Origin of the sequence: Draconibacterium halophilum, from assembly GCF_010448835.1 — a bacterium.
In the GTDB taxonomy this organism is placed as follows: Bacteria; Bacteroidota; Bacteroidia; order Bacteroidales; family Prolixibacteraceae; genus Draconibacterium; species Draconibacterium halophilum.
On record NZ_CP048409.1, the window covers coordinates 3,079,952 to 3,106,703 of the forward strand.

General features: G+C 41.2%; 15 protein-coding genes. 1 reads left to right on the top strand and 14 read right to left on the bottom strand.

Annotated features, from left to right (window positions below):
* Nucleotides 1-83: 83 nt before the first annotated feature.
* The 4 genes from porD to G0Q07_RS12390 form a co-directional block, all read right to left on the bottom strand.
* Nucleotides 84-920, bottom strand: a complete 837-nt coding sequence (porD, locus tag G0Q07_RS12375) for a type IX secretion system protein PorD (protein WP_163346382.1) — start codon at nucleotides 918-920, stop codon at nucleotides 84-86.
* A 77-nt stretch (nucleotides 921-997) separates the two neighbouring features.
* Nucleotides 998-2,200, bottom strand: a complete 1,203-nt coding sequence (coaBC, locus tag G0Q07_RS12380; protein WP_163346383.1) for a bifunctional phosphopantothenoylcysteine decarboxylase/phosphopantothenate--cysteine ligase CoaBC — start codon at nucleotides 2,198-2,200, stop codon at nucleotides 998-1,000.
* A gap of 14 nt (nucleotides 2,201-2,214) precedes the next feature.
* A complete protein-coding gene (locus G0Q07_RS12385) occupies nucleotides 2,215-2,550 on the bottom strand; it encodes a DNA-directed RNA polymerase subunit omega (protein ID WP_163346384.1) in 336 nt (111 codons plus the stop codon).
* 3 nt (nucleotides 2,551-2,553) lie between these two features.
* Complete coding sequence (locus G0Q07_RS12390) at nucleotides 2,554-3,360, bottom strand: outer membrane protein assembly factor BamD (RefSeq protein WP_394366524.1); 807 nt, start codon at nucleotides 3,358-3,360, stop codon at nucleotides 2,554-2,556.
* Nucleotides 3,361-3,635: 275 nt separating this feature from the next.
* Between G0Q07_RS12390 and G0Q07_RS12395 the strand changes: the two genes are divergently transcribed.
* Nucleotides 3,636-4,898 (top strand): aminotransferase class I/II-fold pyridoxal phosphate-dependent enzyme, encoded by a 1,263-nt coding sequence (locus G0Q07_RS12395; protein ID WP_163346386.1) that lies wholly within the window; start codon nucleotides 3,636-3,638, stop codon nucleotides 4,896-4,898.
* A gap of 68 nt (nucleotides 4,899-4,966) precedes the next feature.
* On the opposite strand, the gene G0Q07_RS12400 is transcribed toward G0Q07_RS12395, so the two are convergent.
* The 10 genes from G0Q07_RS12400 to G0Q07_RS12445 all read right to left on the bottom strand — a co-directional run bounded on the left by G0Q07_RS12400 (nucleotide 4,967) and on the right by G0Q07_RS12445 (nucleotide 26,750).
* Nucleotides 4,967-5,665, bottom strand: a complete 699-nt coding sequence (locus tag G0Q07_RS12400) for a 3-keto-disaccharide hydrolase (protein ID WP_163346387.1) — start codon at nucleotides 5,663-5,665, stop codon at nucleotides 4,967-4,969.
* An 18-nt stretch (nucleotides 5,666-5,683) separates the two neighbouring features.
* Nucleotides 5,684-6,949, bottom strand: coding sequence for an alpha/beta hydrolase family protein (locus G0Q07_RS12405; protein WP_163346388.1), 1,266 nt, complete (start codon nucleotides 6,947-6,949; stop codon nucleotides 5,684-5,686).
* 135 nt (nucleotides 6,950-7,084) lie between these two features.
* A complete protein-coding gene (locus tag G0Q07_RS12410; RefSeq protein ID WP_163346389.1) occupies nucleotides 7,085-8,428 on the bottom strand; it encodes an ATP-binding protein in 1,344 nt (447 codons plus the stop codon).
* A 7-nt stretch (nucleotides 8,429-8,435) separates the two neighbouring features.
* A complete protein-coding gene (locus G0Q07_RS12415) occupies nucleotides 8,436-9,302 on the bottom strand; it encodes a tetratricopeptide repeat protein (RefSeq protein WP_163346390.1) in 867 nt (288 codons plus the stop codon).
* Nucleotides 9,303-9,312: 10 nt separating this feature from the next.
* Complete coding sequence (locus G0Q07_RS12420; protein ID WP_163346391.1) at nucleotides 9,313-13,044, bottom strand: eCIS core domain-containing protein; 3,732 nt, start codon at nucleotides 13,042-13,044, stop codon at nucleotides 9,313-9,315.
* Between the two features lie 38 nt (nucleotides 13,045-13,082).
* Nucleotides 13,083-14,930, bottom strand: a complete 1,848-nt coding sequence (locus G0Q07_RS12425) for an eCIS core domain-containing protein (protein WP_163346392.1) — start codon at nucleotides 14,928-14,930, stop codon at nucleotides 13,083-13,085.
* Nucleotides 14,931-14,933: 3 nt separating this feature from the next.
* Nucleotides 14,934-16,457 carry a contractile injection system tape measure protein gene (locus tag G0Q07_RS12430; protein WP_163346393.1) on the bottom strand — a complete coding sequence of 508 codons (1,524 nt, stop codon included), beginning with the start codon at nucleotides 16,455-16,457 and terminating at the stop codon, nucleotides 14,934-14,936.
* A 2-nt stretch (nucleotides 16,458-16,459) separates the two neighbouring features.
* Nucleotides 16,460-20,719, bottom strand: a complete 4,260-nt coding sequence (locus G0Q07_RS12435; RefSeq protein WP_163346394.1) for a PKD domain-containing protein — start codon at nucleotides 20,717-20,719, stop codon at nucleotides 16,460-16,462.
* A gap of 11 nt (nucleotides 20,720-20,730) precedes the next feature.
* Nucleotides 20,731-23,490: a hypothetical protein gene (locus tag G0Q07_RS12440; protein ID WP_163346395.1), complete on the bottom strand. Its 2,760-nt coding sequence runs from the start codon at nucleotides 23,488-23,490 to the stop codon at nucleotides 20,731-20,733.
* Nucleotides 23,478-26,750 (bottom strand): baseplate J/gp47 family protein, encoded by a 3,273-nt coding sequence (locus G0Q07_RS12445; protein WP_163346396.1) that lies wholly within the window; start codon nucleotides 26,748-26,750, stop codon nucleotides 23,478-23,480. Before G0Q07_RS12445 ends, G0Q07_RS12440 begins: the two co-directional genes overlap by 13 nt.
* Between the last annotated feature and the right edge of the window lie 2 nt (nucleotides 26,751-26,752).

The following is a 26,752-nucleotide window of genomic DNA, read 5'->3' on the forward strand; positions in this document are numbered from 1 at the left end:
ATAATTTCATTGGCTAAAATAGCCAAAATGAGGACACGGATTTACTTTCTGGAAAAAATGGGGATATCTTTTTAAAGATCGTGCTAAAAGCCTTCGTTTTCGGCAATCTTCTCGTACTTGCTCCCGTTTGAAGGATCCACCTCGTTTAAAATGGTCATCACTCGATTTCGTTCATCCGGAAATGATTTTGAGAAAATGTTAACCAATTCATCGGCTTTGGCATCAAAAAACATCTGCAAAATATATGTAGATGGACGACGACGAAATACTTTTTGAATGTCGCGCAGCGCTTCTGCGATATTTGCACGCCCTTCTTCTACCCTGTCAGACATCATATCCAATCCGTTTCGGTGGTAATTATACATAGCCGTACGAAATGACGAATACGAATTATTTAATACATTCTCAATCAGCCAGTAACGATTCCGTTCGCTTTCAAAAGCTTTCCATCCGCGCTCACGGGTATTTTGAGAATTATTTACAATCGATTGTGCTTTTTGAAAAAACTCTGTTCCTCCTTCTTCTGAAAAAGTATCGTAATCAAAACCCAAAATAACATAGGCATAAAACGCCATTATGTTTGTCAGATTGTCTCGGTTTGAAGTTTCATTGAACTCCAGTGCCTGAAACTCCACATATTTACAATGAAAATCATTGTCTTTAATATTCAGAACGGTTGAAGTATAACTGGAATTAAAAACCGGGCGTGTTAACTGAACCTGAATCGATCCCTTAAACTCATCTGCAGAAATTTGCTCGTCGAGACGGATTAAAATATTACATCGTATTTTTTCATCGTAGCTGTACACATGATCAGTCCATTTTCTGTTATTCATAAAATCATACAAGTCAGACTGCATGGTGCGGAAAAGGTTCTGGTTTGCTCCCTGAATCCCCGTGCCGAAACGGTTACATTGCATCGAAGTTCCTGGGCAACATTTTTCCCAACGAAAATAAACAGAAATAAAAGCGCTAATACGATTTGCTTTATCATATGCTAATTGTTCAATTCTATAATTTTTGCTACAATATCTTTTGCTACTTCAGCTTTATCTTTTAACTCAAAATCGGTTTGTTTATTGCCCTTTTCGATGATCGTTATTTTATTGGTATCAACACCAAATCCGGCTCCTTTGTCCTTCAGCGAGTTCAACACAATAAAGTCGAGGTTCTTTTTCAATAGTTTACGTTCCGCATTCGACATTTCATTGTTGGTTTCAAGCGCAAACCCTACCAAAAGTTGCTTGTTGGTTTTTAATTTACCCAATTCGGCTGCAATGTCTTTTGTTGGCTCCAACTCGATATGCCAGTTTTCTTTACCTCGTTTGGTTTTTTCACCCTCCTTTTTTGCAGGAGTAAAATCAGCTACTGCAGCACACATTATTGCACCATCAACGCGTTCAAAATGTTCAATTGAAGCATTGTACATTTCGTTAGCCGATTCAACCGGGATAACTTTTACACCCGCTTTTTGAGTGGTTACAGCAACAGGACCAGATACTAAAGTTACATCGGCACCTTGCTCAGCAAGCTCTTCGGCAATGGCGTAACCCATTTTCCCTGATGAATAATTACCAATAAAACGAACAGGATCTATTTTTTCGAAAGTTGGACCGGCAGTTACCAGGTAGGATTTATTCAGAAGTTTTTTTTTTACTCCAAGCCGTTGGATAACCGCTTCGAGAATTTTTATAGGTTCTTCCATCCTGCCTTTGCCTGTTAATCCGCTGGCTAATTCTCCTTCACCGGGTTCAACAATACTATTTCCGTAATCTTTAAGAATAGAAATATTCCGTTGTGTTGAAGGATGTGCAAACATATCGAGGTCCATTGCGGGAGCCACCATTACCGGGCATTTTGCCGACAAATAGGTTGTTATCAACATATTATCAGCAATTCCATAAGCCATTTTCCCCATTGTAGAAGCCGTTGCTGGCGCAATTACCATTACATCCGCCCACAATCCCAGATCAACATGGCTATTCCAGCTACCATCGTTTGCACCAAAAAACTCACTAATAACAGGTTTGTCCGACAATGCTGATAAAGTTACGGGTGTTATAAATTCTTTTCCGGCAGGGGTAATAACCACCTGCACTTCGGCACCCTCCTTTATAAAAAGCCGAAGAAGCATTGCTGCCTTATAAGCTGCAATACTTCCTGTTATTCCTAGTATAATATTTTTTCCTTTGAGCCTCATAAAAGGGCTTCAAATTAGATGCGTTTTTTGTTCTCGCGCGTTGGGTTACGGTGATAAATTTCACCTTCTTTTAATTCTTCAAACGCAATAAGAGTAGGCTTTGGCAAACGCTCGTAAAATTTAGAAATCTCAATTTGTTCTCTATTTTCGAAGATTTCCTCCAAATTGTCGGTATACGAAGCGAATTCCTGTAGCTTCTGGTTTAGCTCTTCTTTCAATTCCGACGAGATCTGATTTGCTCTTTTAGCAAGGAGCATTACCGTTTCGTAAATATTTCCGGTTTCTTGAGTCAGTACTTCAAGATCGCGTGAAATAGTTGACTGAGCTGCTTTTGTTTTCTTGTAATCCATATCCTAGTTAATGTTTAAATCTTCTTCTTCCTTATAATTTAATATCTCCGAGGCTTTTTCGTAAAATTTATTTACCTCTTTTTTGTAATCACTATCGGGGTATTCATCTATAAACGAAAAATATTCGTCAAGTGCATTTGTATATCTTTCGTTTTGTTTATCAAGAACACTCTTTGATGCCAATAAGTATTTTGATTTTAACAACATATATTTCAATTCTTCGCGATATTTACTGTCCGGGTATTTCTCAAGACTGTTTCGTAACGCAATTACCGCTGCTTTATACTGTTCAAAATCGTAGTACAATTTAGCACTTAAATACGATTTATACACCAACTTATCTACTAATTCATCAATTAGTCGGTTGGCTTCTTCGACCCTGTCGCTGTATGGGTACAAGTTATTGTATAACTGAAGCGCATCAATAGCCTGTTGAGTTACCTGTTGGTCGAGCCTTGGTTTTGGCGACATCAAATAGGCACAATAACCAATCATAAATTGTGCTTCCTCCACATATTCACTTGTTGGAAACTCTTTAACCAACGACTTAAAATAATGACCTGCCATTAAATAGTCTTTCTGACCGATCATACTTTTAGCATAGAAGTAGTAAATTTTGTCAGCTCTTGAAGTTCCGCGGTAAATGTTCACCAATTCTCTAAACAGCGTTGATGCGCGAACATATTCGCCATCCTCGTAATATTCGACTGCTTTTTTGTATTTGAATTCGTAATCAGTACTTTTTACAATCTTGTTGTAGTCTCCACACGAGGCTGTAATCATTAAAATTGCTAGTAATCCAATCCCCAAAAATCTCATTTTCATAAACATGGCGCAAAAATATACTTTTTTTACTTAATTGAAACGAATTAACCCTCAAAATTTAAGGAATTTACAGCTTTTAACAAAGAAGTTATTTTGCTCATTAACAATTGCATAGCTATAATGCCTCTAATTTTGGCTGGTGAAACTAAGGCTAATTTTCATCGTTAAGTTAATGTGTTAGTATTATTTAACACATTTGCTGAGATTTTAAAAAAGATTACATTTGCACCCTTATAATTTAAACTTAAAAACAAATCATCGTGGATATATTTGATAAATTCAGAAATAATAAAGGTGATATTGGCAAGTGGATGGACCAAATTCACGGGTATTTTGCATTTCCTAAACTGGAAGGTGAAATTGCAGCCAGAATGAACTTCCGTGGAAAAGAAGTATTAACATGGAGTTTGAACAACTACCTGGGCTTGGCCAACCACCCGGAGGTAAGAAAAGCAGATGCTGAAGCTGCAGCACAGTATGGCATGGCTTACCCGATGGGAGCCAGAATGATGTCGGGACAAACAGTAAAACACGAACAACTTGAGCGCGAATTGGCCGCTTTTGAAAGTAAACCTGATGCATTTTTATTGAACTTCGGATACCAGGGAATGGTTTCTGCAATTGATGTACTGGCAAGCCGTAACGATGTTATTGTTTACGATTCAGAATCGCACGCTTGTATTATGGATGGTGTTTTCCTTCATAAAGCAAAAGGTGGAAAAAGTTTTGTGTTTCAGCACAACGACATGGACAAATGTCGCAAGATGTTAGGTTTTGCCCAAAAACGTGCTGCCGAAACCGGTGGTGGTATTTTAGTTATTACTGAAGGCGTTTTTGGAATGACAGGACAAGTTGGAAAACTTGACGAGATCGTTGCCCTGAAAAAAGAATTTGATTTCCGATTGTTTGTTGACGATGCACATGGTTTTGGAACAATGGGACCAACAGGTGCCGGTTCGGGTGAACATTTTGGCGTTCAGGATGGAATTGATATTTATTTTGGAACATTTGCAAAAGCAATGGCCGGAATTGGCGGTTTTGTTGCTTGCGAAACTGATATTTGCTACATCCTTCGTTACAACATGCGTTCGCAAACTTTTGCCAAGTCGCTGCCTATGCCAATGACTATTGGTGCATTGAAACGTTTGGATATGATTCGTACGATGCCTGAGTTACGCGAAAAACTGTGGACAATTGTTAACGCACTGCAAGGAGGTTTGAAAGAAGCCGGTTTTGATCTTGGAAAAACAAATACACAGGTTACTCCGGTTTATATGAAAGGCGGAGTAGCAGAAGCTACACAAATGGTTTACGATTTTCGCGAAAATTATGGAATTTTCTGTTCTATGGTTGTGTACCCGGTTATTCCAAAAGGTGAAATTCTTTTACGCCTAATACCTACAGCAATGCACACCTTGGAGGATGTAGAAATTACGCTGGAAGCATTTAAAGAAGCACGTGAGAAATTACTTTCAGGAGCTTATAAAAGTGAAGATCTGGCAAAAGTTGAAGTTGATAAATAATTATCAAGCAATAAAATATTGAAAAGGGAGCTTTAGAGTTCCCTTTTTTTTGTGCCTTTCAAAGTAGCTTAATCGATCGGGGTGGTTTTGGTAATCGGAGTTAAATCAATTTTTTTGAATTCAACCTCAGCACCTTCCGCCTGAACGGCAATTTGTCCTTTAGTGACCGTACAATTATAGCCGTAATTTACGAGATCGTCGTTTACCCAAACTTTTATGGTATCGGCTACACATTCAATTACCATATTGTTCCATTCCCCCAGAGGATTTTCAGAACCATCAGTAAGGTTGAGGATTCTTCGTTTTTTGCCTTCGGTTATCCCCCAACTTTCTTTGGGTCCGCGGCGCTCAATCATGTTTGGCACTGTAATGTCTTCAACAATACACCAAAAATCACCGGCATCGCCACTTTGCATTTGTACCTCCAACGATTTTGGAAACATATCGTATAAAGCCCGGGGTGTTGATGCATGCACCAAAACGCCACAATTCCCGGGTTCGCCTGCAAAGCGATATTCCACGTCAAGACGATAATTACTGAATACCGAATCGGTAATTAGATGCCCCCGCGGTTCGCCCATACTTACCAGCAAAGAATCGCGAACTACAAACGATTTCTCAATATTGGAATTACTATCAGCATCAGGCACATCGGCATGCCAGCCCGATAAATCTGTTCCGTTAAACAAATGTATTGTTTCAGGTGCCTTTTCCTTGGTGCAGGCAATAAATCCTGCAAAGATAAATAACAGACTAATTTTTTTCACTGTAGTAAATTTAGTTGATTATTGAATAAATTTCTGCGCCCATTTTATGTACTGCTCCCAGTCGAAAGCAGTTACATCATGTTCTCCTGTCCGAATATGATAAGCAACTGTGTTTTGAACAGGCTGATTTAATTCCGGCATTTCCGTTTGCTGAATTCCCTTTTTCCCGTATAGATTATACACCGGAGTAGCGTAAAGAGCCGAAAGAAATTCACCTTTCGGATCCGACCATTTATCCTCTTCAGCACTTGCAATATATACAGGGCGTGGTGCAATTAAAGCAATCAGTTCGTGCTGATCGACCGGCAAAGCTTCCTCATTTTTAATATAATTTCTGAAGTTTTTACAAAACCAATGCGGAAACGAATTGTTGATGCGCCAAACGGTTTCGCCAAATCGTCGTTTCGACAAAGCGGCACCACCACAACCTGAATTATTTGAAATTACACCGGCAAAGCGTTCATCGCTTGCACCAGCCCACAATGCTGTTTTTCCCAGTCTCGAATGACCAAACACTACTACCTTCGATTCATCAATATCCTCATCGCGCTCAAAATAATCCATGGCCCGGCTTAATCCCCACGACCAGGCTGCAATTGATCCCCATTCGTTGGCAGCAGGTTGTTGCTGATCGTCGATATAGAATAATGGGTGAATACCATCGGAAAAATCGTCCTTGTCAGGATCTACTTCGCCATAATAAATCACAGCCAATCCAAAACCTGCATCAATTATCTTATCCACGCACCACCTGTTCGTCCGAACTCCTCGCGACTGTTCAGTTAGCTGATTGTTAATTATACCAAACGAAGGATTATTTCTTGCCCACGCCTCCGAAATTACTACGTCAACATCTTCAGTTATTGTATGATTTCCAAAAAAATTGTAGCCAACAAATAGCGGCACGCTTTCTTCGGTTTTCGGGAGATAAATCAGAATGGTAAAATCAAGTGTTTTCCCGTGGTTTTTAAAAACAAGGTCAACTTGTTTCCGTACCGCTTTTCCGTTCAATGCACTCTTCCTTTCTTCCTGAATATCAACCGATGAAATCTCCAGTTTACCGGGCACCTCACCGTACATATTTTGAGTGAAAAAATTAAGTAGTTCAGGGCGTCGTCTGCTCTCCCATTTTTTTGAATTTCGAATCTTTTTTCCGTTGAAAGTTTTAAGCGGATCGGGTAATTTAAATTCGGGGACTTTACTTTCGTCGTAATTGGCATCAAACTGGGCTGAAGCATTAGACAAAAAGGCAAAAAAGAGCAGGCAGAAAATAAGTTTGTTCATGAGCAAAACTTTGGATTGAATCAATTTCCCTTAAAATAGGGAAATTGTGGGTGTTATGCCAAACGAATTGCCGAAATTTTATGTACCAACAGTCTTTCAGAAGCAATTTAGCGATGAAAATGCCGATATGTGAAATTATTGCCGTAGAATTTTACCCTCTTTTTTGTATTCCTTACGAATTCCGGCCAATAACGCTTCTTTATCAAGTAAAGGATTCTTTTTCTTAATCGTTAGTAAACCGGCATAATGTATAACGTTCACTATGTTGGCTCCGGTTAATTCGTAGTTTTTAGCCAGCTCCTCTAAATAAATATCTTTGTTCACTTTATTGCTTTTGGGCATGTATACTTGCCATAGTTTCAAACGTTCAGAAAATTCAGGCAGATCGAATTCTACAAATGCATTAAAACGACGGGTAAAAGCACTATCGATATTCCCTTTCATGTTTGAAGCCAAAATTACCAGCCCATGGTGGGCTTCTATTCGCTGCAACAGGTACGAAACTTCCTGATTGGCGTATTTGTCGTGCGCATCGCGAACGTTGGTACGTTTGCCAAAAAGCGAATCTGCCTCATCAAAAAATAAGATCCAGTTTTTGTGCTCTGCCTTGTTAAACAATCCCGAAAGATTTTTCTCCGTCTCTCCGATATATTTCGAAATCACCATCGAAAGATCAACACGGTAAACATCGCGACCGGTATATTTCCCTAACAAACAAGCAGTCATTGTTTTTCCTGTTCCCGAAGGGCCAAAAAACAAAACCCGAAATCCAGGTTTTATTTTATCGCGCATGTCCCATTCGTTCATCAATTGTTCGTTATGATTCAACCAGATTTCAAGTTCTTTAATCTCTTCAAGTGTTTTATCTTTTAAAACAAGATCAGCCCAATCTGATTTAGTTGCTATTAGCTGGGCCGGAAAATCACCACTTAATTTTGGGCGCGAGATCTTTCCTGAAGTAAACAAATCAACAAACTCGTCATCAAGAACAAGTCGGCCGCTCATTTTCGGTTCACCTGATGGCACCGGTTCAATGTGCAATACACTTTTTTGTGTAAACAAGTGATCGTCTTCAAACATTGTAGAAAGTTTTACCCGCTTATCCATATCGCGTCCGGCCAAAATGTATAGCACGGTTTCGCCGGTTGGTAGTATTCCGCGATGATTTTTGCCTTTTACACCACCAAAATCAGGAAAATCGCCACCGTTAGGAAGGTAGTTTCCAACAACAGTAGATATCAGCCCCGGAGAAATGTAGGGAACAAGTGCCAGCAACAAACACAGAATCTCGGCTTTCTTCAGTTGATTGTCGATGATAAAACCCGACAGAATAGACGGGTGTTTTGCGAAGTCGGGAACATTCAAAGCCAGAGCTTCTTCTTTACCAAAATCCCGGTTCAAACGTGCCCTGATTGCTGACTCAACAAAATGTTGAACCACATTTAATACACCATGCGAAATTTGTGTTGTTGTGCCCATAAACTCTTTATTTCGATTTCATTTGTTCTATAATCTTTTTATACTCCAAGGCTTTTGCACTGCCTTCATTGAGGGTCAAAACTTCATTGTTTAGTTTTTGAGCTTCTTCCCATCTTTTTAAAGAAAGCAGAACAGAAACCGCATCAAGCCTTACTTTTTCATTTTCAGGATTCAAACGCATCAAAAAATTTAATTCTTTCAGAGCACTAACAGAAGCTCCTTTGGCAATAAAATTAATGGCCAGGTAATGACGGGTTTTAAAGTTATCGGGGTCAATGGCCAGACTGTTTTTAAAAGCTAGTTCGGCCAATCCGTAATTTTTCAGGTTAAATTCGCAAATTCCGGCATAAAATTGAATGGCCGCACTCGAGTTGAACCAAGGGTGATTGGATAGAACTGCAAGTGCTTCCTCGAAACGCTTTAATGTCATAAGATTTTTTGCCAGATCAATACTATGTTCTTTCCTGGGCGATTGCTGCACCAATGATAACCAAACTTCGTTGGCCTGTTGGTGTTTGTTACTGTTTTCGTAGAATCGTGCAAGGCTGGCTAACACATTTTCATTATTTGGCTGCAACTTCAGCGCGGTTTGATAATTTGTTTCTGCGTCCTCCCATTTCCTCAGAAAAACCTGTGCGTTCGCCAGATTCAGAAAATAGGTAGCCTTGTGATTAATATTGATGGCATTCAAAAAATAGCGTTCGGCTTGTTCATAATCCTTTTTCTGATGGTGAAGCAAACCAAGATTATTTAATGCGGTTGCATTTTTATTGTCGAGCTTTAACGCTTGTAAATACTGTTCTTCAGCCTGATCGAACTCCTTATTCAAAAAGTGCTGAACGCCTTTATTGTTGATTTCTATTGCTTTTTCCATGAGTTAAAATTTAATCAAAAATATCGTCTTTAATATCGCCAGCCAGTTCTTTTGCCATATCCACCACGTCCAGATCAGGATAAATTACTTCTATATCATCGAATGAAATATCGAAAGGTTGATCTTCCTGATAATGCACCGGGAACACCACTCCAAACTGAATATCGGGTCCCCAGCTGAATGAGACGAGGTTGTGTCGCCAGGTTTCTGAAATGGAGAACCAGCCAATTCCCAGGCTTGCTCGTGCAAATGCATTCACATCGAATGTGAATTGCGGATTTACCATGATCCGTCCTTCGGCATCAAGCACAACCCCGGTTTGGGGACTCCACGACAGATCAACCATCGCGGAAGCCTCACCTTCCAGTCCCAGTGTACCGGCCAGCTCAATACCTCCTGAAAGGCTGGCAATGGCAACGCTCACTCCCAATCCGAGATCGCCACGCAGCGTTAAACCGGCATCGGCAGGTACGGCAAATTCGCCATGTCCGTGAATTTCAGTTTCGTCTTCGTGGTCGGGATTATAAGTAACTTCGGCATACACTTCTCGCAACTGGCCAGGACCAAACCCTGCCGAGAAATCGAGTCCGCCACTGATCTGAGCCACAAGCCCGATACTGCGTGGACCGAGCGGAATGGCAAAAATAGGTATTTCAATCGTTGGAACTGAAAACAGGTTTCTGTTGAATTCTCTCCGATCGAAAACATCAACAGCGCTGGGCAGTCTTATTCTTCCTGAAACTTCCATTTCGCCATTAGGCAAAAATTCTACTCCGGCCGTTGCTTCAAGCCACGGTGTTAGTTGCAGTGTAAGATCGCCGCCACCGTAAACACGCATCGTTCCATCGGGTTCGCCGGTTGGCTGCCCTTCTTCATCGATGGTACGGTTGGTAGCTCCTACCCTAACATTTCCGCTTAACATTCCGCGTTCGTAGCCAGCACTGCCTTCAATGGTCAGTGCACCGTTTTCGTAGCTCACCGAGAGTTCAGAATCAATGCCGGGAATATCGGGCTGGGCAGATCCGGAAATACTAATACTATAACCTTCTTCGCCCTCCTCCTTTGCCACCGTGGCAGAAACATTCCCGCCACTGATACCGGGTATTTCTGAACTTAAATTAAATTCGCCACCTACAGAAAATCCTTCATCACTGTATTCAACTTCCAGTGTTCCTTGCTCAATTCCTGGAATATCGAGTTCAGCATCGCCGGAGGCTGAAAAGTTATTTTCGCTGTAACTGGCTGTAATGGTTGCACTTTTTATCCCACGTACTTTCCCTTCCGGAATACCAATCTCTCCGCCAATTGTCCAGGTATTTTCGCGGTATTCCACATTAATCTCTGCCGGATCAAAAAGTTCAGAATCGAAGTTAAAGGCACCTTCCAGTTCAAAGCCTCCAGAAGTTGACGCAGCGGCTCCAATGTGCCCCTCACCAACGTTATTGATTCCGAAATCGACTCTTCCACTTATTCCCAGCCCACGCTCAGAACTGGCAAAAATCGTGAGCGAACTGTTTTCAAGAACAAACGGAGCAGGAAGATCTAAATCATTGCTAACAAATGTTTTAGAAAGTAAAATTTCACCATTTTCAATGTGTAAATCAATCTCGGCATTTTCAATAAAACCAAGTGTGGGTAGCACCTTCCCGTCAATTACAACGCCATTATCGTTAAAATTGATTGTGTCTAGCCTGATCGGGCTAAATTGTTTGGCTGCGATATTACCTGCGCTTATTATCGCATGTCTACTTGCTGATATTCCTTCTACATTATCAACATAGCCGGCAAATTGTGCACCTGGCAACTTTTTAATTTCTACTTGTCCTCCGGTTGCGCGAATTACTGGATCATTGTCAGGAAATTCGAGATCAAAATGACCTAAAATTTCAGACTCCGGATTGTTAAAGAATTCTTTTCTAACAACTCGCCAGGGGCTAAAGTAGTTTCTTTCGTTTCTTCTTGGATTGGTATTCGAACCATTCCACCTGAAAGGCGTTGCAATTGGATGATATTTTCGCGGAAATACAAGGATATTATCTTCTGCTCCCAATTCGCTCATATTAACCGGAACAAGCTGATTCAATTGATCACCACTTTCAATTTGGTTTTGGGTCCAGAATTTATCGCTTGTTATAGCTGAGGGGCCACCGCCGGGAACAGCCGAGTTGAATACCAGATCATAATTGCTTTTTACCAGTGAAATTTTGTCTTGTTTGTTTTCCTGCTCTTCAATCGATGGCAATCGTTCAACTATAGCACTGTGTGCATCTTCGTCGTCAATGGTATTTTCAACTTTGTTTTCAACCGATTCTCGAATTATTTCTCCTGACTGCCTGTTTTCACCGGCATTTAGTAACTCCATATTTGAAATGTCGTTAACGGGATGACCATCAGCATTTTCATCGGAAAAACCTGATATTTGCATTTCAACAATATGATCTACCTGCATGTATGCCGGACTTTCTCCTTTATCGTTCCATTTAGGAATGGCTGCTTCGCGGACAATGTTGTTCATGGTTCCTGTTATGTAACCACGTTCGGAATCTTGAACCTTGAACGCATAAATATCGAACCTTCCTGACCTGCTTGATTCAACGCCGGCTGCCTGATTGTACTTATCAGTTAATTTAGTTTCAATTTCATCTGTATCTACTTCGTCTCTCCAAATATTGAGTTGGTTGACATTATTTCTTTGGCGGCTACCCGAGTAATTTGATGCCCTTCGTAGATTAAAAGAATTGTATTTGGCGGCACGGTGATCAGTAAGTTTAAATGCTGTAACCGGAATAGATTCGTACGTAATCGTTCGGTTAGTGTTATCTACAATGCCCGTTGAAAGGCTTCCCGTTGATTGTTCTGCCTCATTATTTGTGTTCTCCGTAGTAGTTGTATTTTCTTCATTCTCCTCCTTCTGAATCATTTTTCGCTGAAGCGATGCTCCCTGCTGCACGGTGTGTGTTAATTCATGCGCCAGTAAATGTTTTCCTGAATCGCTGCCCGGATTGTACTTTCCTTCGTTAAAATAAATGTCGTTGCCGTGTGTAAACGCCTGTGCATTGATGTTTTCACTCATTTGCACAGCCTCATTTCCGGTATGTACTTTTACGTCGCTAAAATCAGCATCAAATCCAGATTCCATTTCCGATCGGGTGGCATTATCAAGAGTGTTTCCTCTAGTTGCAGAACTCAGCGATGATTCAATGGATGAAACATCTCCGGGCTGATCCGATTTTGTTTGAATCGGGTCGTTGTCTTTTTCCTCTTCAGGCAAACCAGCACTCTTTTGCACGAATTCTTTCGCTTGCACAGCCTCTTCTTCCTCCTCCTGTTTTTGCAGCTCGTCTTCTGTTTCAGGGTTAGTTTGTACTACCGTATTTGCCGGTTTTGCTTCAACAAGAAAAGATTGATCCTGCCTATTTTGAAATTCAGATTCTGGTTTCAATTTTAGCTGCGTTTCTTCCTCTTCCACCTTTTCCACTCCTTGCTCTACTGAAGGCTGAAACAAAGAATCTGAAGCAGTTTCGGTTTTAAGTTGAACCGGATTTACGGGTGAAAAAAATGCATTCTCTTGACCGGGATGAGCTTTTCCGTTTTCCAGAATCTGATCAGCCATTTGATCGGCCTCTTTTTCATACTTATCGCCGGGTTGCCCAACCTTCAAACTGGGTTGAATAAAAGGCTGAGCACGATTAGCTAATGCTGCCGAAGGCTTATATTCTTTCGATGATCTGTTTCCTGACATCCCTTACTTTAATTTCAATGATGAAGTGCACGCATATTTTAAAAGGTGAAATTATTAATGGTTCGAAAAATGAAGGCTCCGGCTTTTGCCACCATAAAATTTCCGGTGGAAGTAACAAAGAATGACTGCGTTACATTCGTAAACACTCTTCCCCGAGCATCCGGCTCGCCATCAATTTTATACTTATTTGGAATCACCCATTCGTGATAACCGTCGGCAAACGGTGGATTGCCCCCACGCCAGGCGGCCTCATCAACGAGTCCACGGTTCATATCATCAACCGGCAAATAATGCGCTGTTGGATCATGATGCAGGTCTGCTGCTGAAAAGCGGGTGAAATAGCCCGATACGCTGGTTGCTGGTCCGGGTTCCTCAAACCACTGGGTTCGCCCGAGGTTTACATTCAAAGGAAGTACGGTAATATTAGCTTCCATTGCCGCACCAAGTGTTCCGGCGGGAATAGGCAAAATATTTGATCGTTGCAGGGATATACCCCGGGGAGGTAAAGTGGAAAAAATAATGTTGGCTGTTCCGGCCTGATTGGTAAGGCTAATGATACTAATGGATGGAGTAGCCGGAGCTTCCCAAACCATATTTTGCCCTGAATTTAAACCAATGATGCGCCCACTTGTTGCCGACCAGGTTCCTTCTGTGTTTCCTGTGAAGCGAACAAATTCACCAACACCTACAGTCGTTCTGTTATCAGCCGATCCGTCGGGAGCAATATTAATGGTTTCCGAAGTAATGCTTGGAGCTACGGTACCGGGAGTGCCTGTAGGCAGCGAAGGACTACCCCATGAGAACAAGCCATCGAGGGCCGACATGGTTCGTGCATCAATCACTCCGGTTTCAGGTAATGAAGAAGATCGTTGGAATCGTTGCACGGTTGCCCGGGTTTCAGACCTAAAAATTCCATCAACACCATGGACTGGCAGTGGGAATCCGGCATCAACCAAAGCCCGCTGTATCAATGAAACCGGACGTCCGGAGTAGCCATAGCCCAGCCTCCGTTCTCCATCTAAACAGGCTTCCAACGTACGATTACCACTAAAGCGATCTGCCACCAAATCGCGATTATCATCCATTGCCATTTGCAGGTTTGGCTTCACATAACCGGTTTGCTGAATGGTGTGTGCTAATTCGTGTGCCAGCAAATGTTTTCCTTCTTCCGAAGCAGGATTGTAATTTCCATCGTTGAAATAAATATCTTTTCCGTTGGTGAAAGCTTTGGCTCCCATTTGTTGGTTTAGTTTGGCGGCATTACTATCATCGTGAATCCTTACCGAACTAAAATCTGCTCCAAAACCACTTTCCATTTCTGCCTGAATTGGATTATCCATTGGCTTGCCGTTGCTGTTGTTTTGTTTTAAACCGGTTTCAACATTCGAAGATGAATCCGTAACAGATTTCCCCTCCAATTTTGGCATCATTACTTCCTCTTCTTCTGATTCCACCTGCATTTGAACAGGCTCCTCCTCTTCTTCTTCAACCTGCATTTGCAATGGTTCTTCCTCTTCCTCAATCTGAGTTTGAACCATCTCCTCATCTTCTTCGCTTTGCATTTGCAGCGCTTCTTCTTCTTCCTCTACGGCCTGTGTTTGCAAGGCTTCTTCTTCCTCCATTACAGAATTTTGGGCCTGTCCCAGTTCTTCCAAATCGTGCTGTACAAGTGGTGAAATCGATTCAGACAAGGTATTGTTTTGTACCTGTCGGTCACCATCCGCATTACCGATTTCAGTATTTCTGTCCACAACTGCATCGGCGATATTGTCTGCTTCCTGTTCGTACTTATCTCCAACCTGGCCAACTTTTAATTTGGGTTGAACCGCAAAAAATGGTCGTTGGCTTCTTCCGTAACCCCTATATTTTCTGACACTCGTTTTCATAACTCACCATTCTACAAATATTAATTCCTTCTTCCACGGCAGTTTTATAATGGACATATTCCATGGTAATTTATCCAATAGAATGTCCTGCGTTTTTCGTTCAACGATTAGTTTAAAATTCCGATCTTTTTGAATTAGTTTACCGCTTCTCTTTACAAACATCTCCCGCAATCCATCGGGTGAAGTATTCTTTAATGCCGGCCAGTTTTTGATGAGTTCCCGAAGCATATTGTCTGCCTCCGATTTTACCGCTTCATTTAGCAGACTTGAACCCGGAATTGTTGTTTTTAGCGGCACATCACACAGAAATTTTTCGAGAACCAGATCGCCTTCAAAAAACTGATCGTTTCCGGTGGCACAATAATGAAGTGTCTGCAAGGCTTTTATGCGATTATCGTCCTTGATATTTGAGGCTTTATCGAGCCAGTTAAATTTCTGAAAAAATAGTTTTAAAAAGGGGTGAAAAAGAACCTGCCCTGCATTTTGAACGGCGATTTCGCCAGTGTCTTTATCAAAAAACAGCGGTTCTTTTTTCACGGTAAAATTGTTCCCTTGTGAAATAATGGTAGGATCATTTTCAATTTTACGCTCTTTTTGTTTTGTTCTCCCCTTTTCCGCAAGTTGATTCCGGGCATTCTGTTTTAATAAAACCGAAACCTTGTCGCAATCTTTTTGCGTGAGCACTAAATTTGTGTGCCGAGAAATATTTTTAAGCTTATTCCCGAGCTGATGTATTTGATCTTCCAAAGTTTTATGAGAATGATTCTCCGATAAATAAGAAGCATAAAACCTGATTAGTTCCGGTTTCCAATCTGATTCATCCTTTCCTATACTGATCTTCAATAAAACGGAAATAAAGTGATTTCTGAGCGTATTAGTCAGTTTCTTCATAAAAGTATTCACCCCTGAATCGGCAGGAAAATCAAATGCCTTAAATGAGTTGATAAACTGAATACTGTTACGAGTTGGCAGTTGCCAAACAAATCGTTGAAGAACTGTTTCATCCGATTTTAAAAGCTCTTTTACTTTGGTCACAAAACGCTCCGTCTCCATATTTTTTATCCACTCTTTTTCTGAGAGCAGCTGATCGACATCTGATTTCTGCCCAAACCAAGGTAAATACCCATTTTTGAGAAAGAATAAGAATATGCTTTGTTGGTTTTGTTCTCCTGATATCTTATTGGATTCATGGTATCCTGAAATACCTTTTGCTCCGTTTTTATCACCATTTACCGGATAGCGTTTTTCAATGGCTGCAAATGCAATTTTTTGCCGAAGCTGATTTTCAATTTCTATCCGCAAAACATTAGGATCATCCCAGTTATCAAGCGAAATATCGAGATTAATTCTTTCGAAACGTGAAATGCTGTCACGCTCTCCCATATCATTGAACAGTTGTTCCAACCCCGGAAAAACCAGATCGTTTAAAAACGAACTAATATGGTCTTTTAACCAGTAAGCTTCGGTCTCGCTAATCGCATTGATATCGAGAAAAACTTTGTCAATTATATGTCGGTCGGCATTCAAAATCAGATAAATTTATTTTGAATAATCGTTTGCATGTGTTCACCCAGGAATATCAGATCAGCGACTTTTTGTGCGTAGGCCTCAACGAATTTCTTCATGGTATCGCTAAAGATAATTTGCATTCCTTGCAGCGTTTTCAACAATCTCAATATTTGCTTAAGTATGCTGTCGATTAGATCGCCAAATTTTTTGATCACTTCGGCATCCTGACAACCCAAAATATTGTAGAAGAGCCGCAATTGAAGTTCGAGTAAAGTCAAAGCTTGCTTCTGCAATTCCGGATTATTTGCCAGTTCCGGGATCATATTCGAGGTATCATTCAACAGTTTTGGGAACATAACCTCCAGTTCAGCGTTAGCATCGCCTTTTAAGTATTCATCGATACGATTGATAACGCCTTTATTAAAGTCGCTGGTACCACCATAAATAGTTCGGGTTTGCTTCAGAATATTTGCTAACACTCCGTTTGTATCCGGTTTAATAGTTGCCAAAATTTTAGCATCGCCAAGTATCGCCGCTTTTGTTTCTTCAACGCAGGTATTCACCGGAGTTTCCTCAATATATTTTGTTCTAATCGTTGTACTCGTGCGCGATACAGGGCAAACATCAGCACCTCTTGCCACGAGCGTAATCTTCCATTCCGAAGGATCTTCTGGTTGAATGGTGATCTCTATCGGATTGAGGTTTGTTGTTGTCCGCGGAGAACCATTTATCGTCCATTCAAATGTTGAAGCGTTTTTGGATTTATTGGAAATCACCAGCAGATTTTTATTTTCTACTTGTTTAGGTGTGCATACTGCCAACGGAGCTGCGTGAACCGTCACCGACAATCCTGAATCTTCTCCGTTTAATGAGAAAGTTGCCGTTCCCGGTTTTGCCGCTGCAGGAATAAAACTAAATCCTCCGGTGTTATTCGGAATCACCCCATCGCCCGCAATTTCAACTTTAGCGCCTTCCGGAGTCACTTTAAACGGATATTCCCTTTTATCATTGGCACAGAATGTATCGGGATCAAGACTTATCTCAGGCTTTATTTCAGCAAAAACAATATCGTGTTCAACAGTTGTTTTACAAATTCCGTTGGATGCAGTAGCTGTTAAGCGCACAGTCACTTTATTCTCGTCGTTAACCGGCAATTTGTAGGTATGCGAAGGATTTTGCGAGGTAGCCGTTGCACCATCACCAAATTCCCAGAAAAAGCCGGTGCCTTCCAAATCTCCGGTAGGTGAAAAGCGGTGAGTAGCCTCGGTAGTTGGTTCAGCAGGCACTTCAAAATCAACCTGTATTCCCTGGTAAACCGTCAATACTGCATCAGTAATCTGACTGTCGACCGTAAAATGAATCGTCTGACCCAACATTTCTTCAGGGAAATTATCGGCCACAAGGGTTAATTTCCCATCCTCAATACTCACTCCCGAAACTTCGGGATTCATTCCGATTTCACCGTCGGCAGGCGTAACTTCATAAAGTATGGGATCGGTATCGGTCAGCAGGCAATAGCTGTTACGCGATAATCGCAATGTTGCCGGCGGTTTTGAAATGATATAATTGATTGGTGCACAATCGGAGCAACACATGTAGGGCAGCGCAAAATCGGCCAACACTGTATTGTCCACAATTTGGGAGCTTGGTTTCAGCCGGTCGAGCACACTAATTTCTTTTAAACGCGAAGAATAATCTTCGTATTTAATCAGTTCTTTTGCACTTTTAAGTACTGTTGATCGTTCCGTAAACGAGAGTTTGTCCAGATTCATGATCTTATCCGACAGCATGGTCTTGGAAGCAGTAAGATAATCAGCAGAAATTGCGGATCTGGAAAGTACAGCATCAGATGGCACATTTGTAACATCGCGTTTTGTTTCACTGTTTTTGTAGACCAGCACAAATGTACCGCCCGGCTCTACACCGGCCTTGTGTTCCAATCCCGGATGTTGTTCAATAAATTTAGATAATTGTAAACGCAGTAAAATTTCTTCTTTTCGTGCATTTACTTCATCCAGTAATACTTCGAGTTTTTTACCCGAACAACAAACCGTTGATAGCTGGTTGATCAACAATCCTGTAAACGACTGTAAACCAACCGATAGTTTTGTTGACTGGTACTTTGCTTTAAGTTTTTTAACGAGACTACACAACTGCGTTAACGACAATTTATAGGCATTCACCCTACTTACATCTACCAGGTTAACAGCTACCGGCATGCGCTGCGTGAGCACATAAGTATGCGCCATCAGTTCCACCGATTTATCCACCACAAATTCTTTCAATTCGGGTTCGGCATTCCATTCTTGGGTATCAACCTTAGCTTCAAGTTTTTTGCTGGCGTTGGCAATAATGTCGTTTACCGATCCCCCTTTGGTTTCTTTAATTGCCTTAATCATTTCCACGCCAATAGTATCTTCCGCGATAGTAATATTTTCTTCCACGGCCTTGCCTTTGTCTATTTCCTCGTACAAGGCTTTTGAAGCAGTACCAATCGTAGATTTATAATAAACGGGTTGATAAGCCCTGACAGCGTTATAATCTACATCGAAATTGGTGTTGATCGAAGCAGCCTTTGTTAGATCCAGTTCGGCTTCCCGAATATTGGCACCGGGTATTTTAGTACTAAAAGCCGAAAAGAAACTGGCCACTTCAGCCAAAATACAATCCTGCTCTTTGGTCCAGGCTTTTAACATCACTTTCAAATCCTCGAATTCGCATTCATAATCGTCGATGTCGAGATCGTTCGAGTTGATGTTTACAGAAAGTGCTTTTACATCGAACGAAAGACCATATTTCTTTTTCTGGTCGTCAAGATCTTCCAGCACATCGCGGTAATCTTTTCCCTGGTGACCTTCAACCCTGTAAAATTCGGAAGTATCGGTATTGTAGCTTAGCGGATCCTGAACCTGTGGTGCCGAAGCCAGGTTTTCAATCCGATAACCAAGATTATAATTGTGGCGAAACAGTTTTGTTTTTGAATAATCCCAGAACTTCAAAAAGTTGGTATCGAGCTTGTAATAAAACGGAATGCTCCGTTGGCTCAGTTCCGGCAATTTATTCGACGGAGTGATTCTGATCTCACCCGATTTTATTTTGTAATTGTCAATCAATACAAACAATTTCAATAAGAGACTTTTTGCTTTTTCAATTTCTTTGCAATCGCAGCCCGAAGCCGGCGAAGGGTAGAAATCGTGACGAAGATCTTTGGGTTCGCTGTTGATTTCCGACAACATTCCCAACATCAGATGTTTTGGGAAAGCAGTGATATCGGGTAGGCAAAGCTGTTTTAGTTGAAGTATCAAATCTTTCAATTCGTTATAAGTATCCACCAAATCTTTCAGCAGATCGTAACGGTATTGAATATCGAAAGGCACGCCATACGGACTAAACGAATAATAACTGTTGAGTTTTGAGAGCGATGAATTCAGCGAAGTTTTGGACATATTGATCTGCAGCAACTTACCAAAGTTTTTTACGATTGAGCCAATTCCTTCCCCGAGTTGAGCTATCGTATTATTTTTATTTAGCGTACTACCTTTTATGGCATCGTAATAGGCCCGTTTCAACTCTTCGTATTTCGAGGTATTCATTTGATTTAGTACCACACGTTTTACCGCAAGTTCGGGCAGGTTGAAATACTGCTCGAATCGGTCGTGACCGGTATAAATTACATCGTTGGAAGCAATAAATTCAGCATCGGCTTTTGAAACCAGCAACACCCTCAATCGATTGATCTGTGCAATTCCTTGGTTGTCGCAATCGATGGCAGTACACAGGTCGCCTTCATCGGCAAACGATTCGAGGTAAAGCAAAACAACCATATTATTCAAATCCGGCAATTCGCTCAGTGCTTTGGCATCCTCCACTTCTTCGGTGTGTAGTTCATACAAATCGAGAACTTCAAGCGAAAGCTCATCGTTGCCGGCTAGTTTGCGGAAACGTGAATAGACAGCGGCATCGTCTTTAAATTTCTTGTACCAGGAATAGGTCAACGAACCGGTAACTAACTTTTTTAATGGCGACTTTTCAATGGCATTCTGCAATTGCACCAAATCTCCGTCGGTGGTTACACCAACTCCCTGTGAAATGGTAATTTTATTCCCGCTTTTGCTGACCTTGAATCCGCAAACCAGTCCAACTCCGTTCAGGAAAACACGTGTTAAACGGTCCTGATCGTCGAAGTAGTTTACAAACTCATTTAACTGGTCTTTGGTCAATACCTGGTTATCGACAAAAGTATGATACTTGGTTGTGATTTCTGTTAATTTCGATGCCATCACTTCTGTTATTAAAGGTTTCCAATATTCGTTCGGCCCAGAATAATCCGGCCTTCCAATGAGTCTTCTTCATCATCGCAATCGATTAACCTGCCTTCGGGATAAATCGAATTCAGTTGTTCGAGCGATTTTATTAGCTTTTTCAATTTTGTTTTCACTTGTTTCTGCCCCGATTTTGTTTTCGATAGCAGAAAATCCTTGTATTCTTTTTCAAACTGAACCATGTCGTTTTTGTCGTCATCCACCCAGCCTCTGGGTTCGCCAATCCAGCAAATACGCGCCAATACATGTGCCGGTAATTCCCTGCGGATTAAATCTTCCATAAAGTTCCTGAAATCCATGTTTCCAAAGCGATAAGTCCAGCCGGGCAGAACCACAGTAACACGATAAGAATACGGATCGATGGGTTGGCAGCTTTCGCAATTATCGGTACAAACCGACATGAACTGATCCTTCAAACCCTCTTCACTGGTCACATCGGGGCGAAGCAGGATGTGTTCAACAATGTACATCCCCTCTTCTTCGATCTCATTACGCAAAAACTGAATAAGTTCAAGAATTACCTGTTCCAATTCTTCCTGTGTATCGTAGTAAAGAAATTGCCGTGCAATAATGCGGTCGGTGCTGTCGGGATCAGCATTTAGGTTGATCACATCAAACGAATATTTGCCACTTTCTGCTTTTTGAATTTCAAAATTTCCAACCTCAGCCTCATCACTAATGGTAAGCTGAAAACCTTCTTCAATAACTTCAGGATCGGTTTCCACCACTTTTACAATCGACTGGTACATTTCTTCTCTGGCAAAACGTGGCGCATTGTAATTTACTGTTGCGGAAAGTACGGCCTCGCCTTCTTCGTTTCGGATCCGCCAGCGGTAAACCGTTTTTTCATCGGCATCTTCCAGTTCATAAATCTCGGCAAACGAACCGGAAAGATCACGCCGTCTAAAATCCTGAACGCCACACAAGCGAGCGATTCGTTTTTGTGCACCGGCAACGTTTTTGGTATCCCAAATATCAGCGGGGTTTTGTTCGAAATAATTAAATGCGCTGCCCCGCCAGTTGCTTATTCCTTTATTCTCTATTTCTTTAACTCCATTTTTAACCTTAACAATTTCGCCATATTCCGAAAGAAATGTTTGCTTCGCATCAACCACTGCTTGTCCGGCATAATTTCCATACAACTGTTTCATTAAAAATGAATATTGGCTGAATTTTTCGGCAAAGCGCGCCAGCAAATGATCGAGGAGTTGATTTTTTCGTTGAATATTATCGTCGAGATCAGCCAACAGCTTTTTGGTCAGGAGTTCGTCATTTGTTTTCGGATAGTCCTCTACCAAATCGGCAAATCCCTTAATATCTTTTACAGCCTGCGTAAAATAACTACTGGTCAGGCTGTTGTCGACCGAAAGCAAATCTTTTACATTATCGAGATGTGCAAAGTAAGTAGCAAAAATCTGATCAAAAAATAAGAGGTAAGCTTTTAACTGTTTTGCCTGCGCCTTACGTGCCACAGAAGCTCTTGAATTCAGTCCTACCGCCCCAATACCATAAGTTTCCGGAAAATCGTTTTGAATGGTTGTGTTTTCACCGGTTCCCAGATACTCGCCATCCGGAACGGGAATTTCCTTGTCGAGTGCTGAAAGTTCCTGCCGATCTTCTTCTTCAGCTTCCAATTGAGCAATGTTTTCTTTTACTTTTTTACTATTCACATTAATCGGCAACACATCTTTAAAGTAGCTGAAAGCACTCAGATCGCAGCGAACAGGTTTCTTTCCTTCCTCCACACAAACCAGCCAAACATCCTTTTCTTCCTCCAAATTACTGCAATCATTGATCGATATGTCTTTGATGAGTTTCACCCCATCAATTTTCATAATGATCTGAACAATATCAGACAGGCGAATTTCTTTTCGCAAACGGGCATTTTCCAATTCTTCGGGATCGATAAAACCATGTTCAAGTACCGGCCCTTCGAAAATTTGGTCGCTCGAATACCCTTTTTCAAACATCTGCTGTAACGAATAAAACCAGAGTTTAGGAGAGAAATAAGCATCGATGGTACGCAAAACCTGCGCATGTACTTTTTCTTCATCTACCTCGGGATTAAGTTCAATACTGGCGCACACCTGAATCGGGTGCGTTTTCACCTCCTCAACCTCAACCAGATCTTCGCAAAGATTACGGTTAGAATGGTAAGTCTTTATTATGGATTCATCTATCGCTACTTTTTTCTCGTCTTCATCTTCTGCTTTTTTAAGAACGCGTTCATCGTAATCCACAATTATTTTATGCAGTCCGTTAATTATGAACTGTTTCTTTTCCTGTTTATCCAGTTCATCAAATTCTATCGGATCGTAACTCAGCAAGTCATTCTTGCAATCTACATGAACTATTTTTTCATATTTCGCCAGCCAGCAATTTTTAACGCCTTCAATATCGATGAACAACTTCCTGTAGTCGGCTTCGGTTACCGGTTTTGAAGGCAAAATCTGTTTGGCATCAAAAAACTGGTCGTTAAGCGATCCCGACCCGGAAGGCGTTAAAATGTTTTCAAGCGGCATTGCAATCCGTGCTCCCAGATCGGTAATGGCATAGCTCAGCATTTCGAGGATGGTGATACCCGGATCGTGCTCGTTGTAATCGGTCCAGATATTTCTAGCCAGCTTTTCAATGTATTCCTGTCCTTTTTGGCGCAGGAAAGCATAATCCAGATCGTTGCCGCTTGCAACGTTTTTAGGAATGGTAATATGTTCGTTTAACTCTGACATGATTCTGCTGGTTCAATTGTGGTATTTGAGCAATTATTTTCAATATCGTTAACTCTGTGCAATTTCGATGATACCAGAATGGCCTCTGGACTGTTTGGACTGGCGATTTTTACTTCCACCTCTTTACCGGTTGCAGCATTGGTTTGAAATAGTTTTAAATCACTTACAAAGTCCACGTATTTTAATTTTTCAACATAGTCGATAACAATACTTTTGTGCAGCGAAAGGCCGAATTGAATAAGGGCTTTGCTGTCAAAAGCCCAGGGCGAAAGCAGGCGTATCAGATCCTCTTTTAGTACAGTTTTGTAATAAACCTCGTCGTATCCCTCATAAAATTGAACCTTTAAATCGACACGTACTTCTTCATATTCCGGATTGATCACTTTTGTACTGATCAAGGGAGCGTTCAGTTTCCGGATAAAATTCTCAATACGATTCAGGGTTGCCTTGCTTACCCTGGGTTTATAAATATCGAATACATTCCGGTTAACAATATCGGGAATCACCACCAGCACCACATTTCCGGGTGCCAAATAGCTTGTAATTCGTTTTTCTTTTTCAACTTTTGTTGAAGTGTGATTAAGGCATTTTACCTTATGAATTTCAGGGAATTCCTGAAGCACTAAATGCTCATAATCCCACAAGGTAATTGCCCTGTTCTTATGCCGAAGTCGTTCGCTTACACGGCGATAAAAAGCTGAATCACTTTCCGTTGGTTGACCTCCAAAAGAACTGTAAGGTTGCGAAAGCGACTTAATTCTTGGCGGCCTTACTACCATTTTTGAAATGGTATTGGAGCTCAATCCGTCGTTCAGATGATCAAGCTTATTATTGTTATTTTCAAATTTGGCTTCTACTGCCTGTGCATGAATTCCAATAACCTTTGAAACGGCGTTGTATTTTTTGTGAATCCGGGCTTTCAGCCACATCAAGCCACCCGGTAGTAATGTATTATTATCGGTAGCTTCTTTGGGAATTTTAAACTTTAAAATGCCCGATTTCAACAGATTATCGGTTTGATTGAAAATAATTGAAGAACGTTCGAGTCGTTTCCATTCGTTGCTGCACAACATCCACCACTCTACTTTTTGTTTGCCCACAAACGATTCCGTTTCCGGGTTTTCGCTTCCCTCCAGCACCTGTATCAAAAGTGACACATTTTGCTGCGCCTTTGCATTTTCAAGGCCAATATAAAGTTCTCCGCCGTTACAATAAGTTGGCACCGCATGTTGGATTTTTGCTTCGTCTTCCTGCAAAATCTTATTGGCGATTTTTTGCTCAATATCTTCCAAAGCCTGTCCAAACGGATGCTCGTGATACAGCGCAAAATCTTTAAACTCATACTCGTCATCCTTTAGTTTAATTTGAGCTGAAGCGGTATAGTCCAAAGTTAATTTCTCAATAAACGGTGTGTATGGTTCGTTTGGGATCAGAACATTTTCATCTTCACTGCTCATGGCCAAAGCGTATAAACGCGGATACATTTCGTGTAAAAACGTTTTGTTTAGCGATAAACGCAAAGGACCGGCTTTGTCTTTTTGTATTAGCGGATTACTGACATCGAGTGAAAGTGAAAATATGCCGTCATCGGGTCCCTCAAACAAAACCTTATTATTGAGCTCACTTTGTACAGTCCATTCTTCTTTTTCGTTAAGCTCCACTGCAGCGGTAAAATACGAATCGCCAGACACGATAAGATCGTTAAACTGAAGTATCTCAAAGTCAGGGGTAGTCCTTTTTATATTGCCAATATCGGTGACTGCCCTAAATTGCATCGACTGAGTGATGGAATCCAGATAATCAACGCTCAGAATTCCCTTTAAATAATCGCTTGCACTAATTTTGTTTTTAAACGCTCCGCGATATGCTGCATACCATGTTCTAAAATTTTCCGGTGTATTTTTCCACTCAACATTAATATTTAGTTTGTTCCATTTCTTTTTGTACAGCTCGGCATAATCCACGTAAAACTTCGATTTTTTGACGGGCTGCGTACCAAACGGGTAAAAAGGTTTTGCAGCATTTATGGTGCCAATATCGTTGTAAAGATTGTGGTTTTCAACACCAATTGCTGCAACATCAATTGCAAGTTCGTTGAGTTTCTTATCCACCAGATCGCGATAGAGTTCATGCCCCGTTTCACTCCCGGTATTTATAAGAACCCGGCAAACGGGGAACTGAGTATCGAAATTTTCGGCATGTATTTTTTTATCATACGCAACAATTGCTTTTTCGTCCTTTGGAATTTGAAAAAGGATGTGAAGCAAACTCAAATCGGAAGCATTGGAACCGGATGTAAAATTCACGCCAATAGCACTGTTTGCAAACGATTCAACGATTTCTCCGGATTCGAGCCAGCCCTTTTCCCCTGTTATTAAAATTTTTAGGTTGGCTTTTAAATCATCAAACGAATACGATTTTGAAAGCACCGTATCGAAATCGAGCGTAAGTTGCACATAGCGCTCACCTTCCTGCAATTCGAGGATTTCACCTGCAACCGCAAAACCTACTTTGGCATTGGGCAATTCAGGATATTCGCGCAGATCAGGTTCATCGCCTTCCGGTGGCAATTCGTAATAGGCAAAGGGCCACCATTTTACGTTTTTATCAGGGAAATCGGCACCTGCTCCATCGAATGAATTGGCTACTTCTGCCGATTTTATCTTCTGGTATTCGTGATCGTTGTAAATGCTTTTTAGTGCGGCTACTTTTGCACGGTTGGCAACCAGTTCTTCCGAAGTTTTATAAATAAGTTTTTTGCCGCCGCTGTCTTTCCCTGCATCCAAAGCTGTTGATTCAGCAATAAGTTCCGATTCGGCATTTTTTGCCAATTCAAACAAAACATGAACGGTATCGGGTGTTGCCGGTTGCTTTTCAAGTTGAAGTACTCGTTTGTAATAAAAGTCGAGGTGACGTTTTGATAAGTGGTTAAAATGCTTTTTAGTGGTGTCGAGTAGTTTGATGAAACTGACAAACAATGCCAGGTGAGGTGTTATTTCTGAACCCTTTTCAATATCTGCTAAAAAACTTGTTAGTTCATCTTTTGCGATAAAAAAATCCTGCCAGTTATCGGCCGGGACCTGTTCATTTTTTGTGTCGAAATAGTTAACGTGCTTTGCAAAATCCCAGGCAAACTTCATCCACTCTCCAAGGCCAAAATCGTTCAATTTTACCCATGCCGGATCGAGCGCTTCGATAAACCGCAGCTGTTGTTCGGTTCCCTCCCGGGATAGTAATATGTCTTTTCCGCAATTTGCCATTT